The organism is Streptomyces sp. NPDC054840 (assembly GCF_053611065.1).
This window is the reverse complement of sequence record NZ_JBSGZP010001122.1, coordinates 1-1,289: the sequence shown is the minus strand read 5'-3', so window position 1 is coordinate 1,289 and position 1,289 is coordinate 1. Positions and strand designations below refer to the sequence as shown.

General features: G+C 70.0%; 1 protein-coding gene. It reads left to right on the top strand.

Features of this window, described 5'->3' with window-relative positions; genetic code table 11:
- Positions 1–1,244, top strand: a 1,244-nt coding sequence (gene serA, locus ACWGIU_RS38040) for a phosphoglycerate dehydrogenase (RefSeq protein ID WP_453712679.1), incomplete at its 5' end; no start/stop codon positions are given.
- Between the last annotated feature and the right edge of the window lie 45 nt (positions 1,245–1,289).

The window sequence follows — 1,289 nt, the reverse complement described above, 5'->3', positions numbered from 1 at the left end:
GCAACATTCCGCAGGCCAACACCGCCCTGAAGAACGGCGAGTGGAAGCGGAACAAGTACACGGGTGTCGAGCTCAGCGAGAAGACCCTCGGCGTCGTCGGTCTCGGCCGCATCGGCGTCCTGGTCGCGCAGCGCATGTCGGCCTTCGGCATGAAGATCGTCGCGTACGACCCCTACGTACAGCCCGCGCGCGCCGCCCAGATGGGCGTCAAGATGCTGACGCTGGACGAGCTCCTGGAGGTCGCCGACTTCATCACCGTGCACCTGCCCAAGACCCCCGAGACCCTCGGTCTCATCGGGGACGAGGCCCTGCACAAGGTGAAGCCGTCGGTCCGCATCGTCAACGCCGCCCGTGGCGGGATCGTCGACGAGGCCGCGCTGTACACGGCCATCAAGGAGGGCCGCGTCGCCGGCGCCGGACTCGACGTGTACGCGAAGGAGCCCTGCACGGACTCCCCGCTCTTCGAGCTCGACCAGGTCGTCTGCACCCCGCACCTCGGCGCGTCCACGGACGAGGCCCAGGAGAAGGCCGGTGTCTCGGTCGCCAAGTCGGTGCGCCTCGCCCTCGCCGGTGAGCTCGTACCGGACGCCGTCAACGTCCAGGGCGGCGTCATCGCCGAGGACGTCCGTCCGGGCCTGCCGCTCGCCGAGAAGCTCGGCCGCATCTTCACCGCCCTCGCGGGCGAGGTCGCGGTCCGCCTCGACGTCGAGGTCTGCGGCGAGATCACCCAGCACGACGTCAAGGTGCTGGAACTCTCCGCCCTCAAGGGCGTCTTCGAGGACGTCGTCGACGAGACGGTCTCCTACGTCAACGCCCCGCTGTTCGCGCAGGAGCGCGGCGTCGAGGTGCGTCTGACCACCAGCTCGGAGTCCCCGGACCACCGCAACGTGGTGACTGTGCGCGGCACCCTGTCGGACGGTCAGGAGGTCTCGGTCTCCGGCACGCTCGCGGGCCCGAAGCACCTTCAGAAGATCGTCGGCGTCGGTGAGTACGACGTGGACCTGGCCCTCGCCGACCACATGGTCGTGCTGCGCTACACCGACCGCCCCGGCGTGGTCGGTACCGTCGGCCGCGTCCTCGGTGAGGGCGGTCTGAACATCGCGGGCATGCAGGTCGCCCGGGCCGAGGAGCACGGTGAGGCGCTCGCCGTCCTCACCGTCGACGCCGCCGTTCCGGCGAACGTCCTCGCGGACATCGCCAGCGAGATCGGCGCCGTCTCGGCGCGCACTGTCAGCCTCGCCTGAGCCCGCAAGGGTGAGTACGTGAAGGAAGGGCCCGGGGGAGACCCC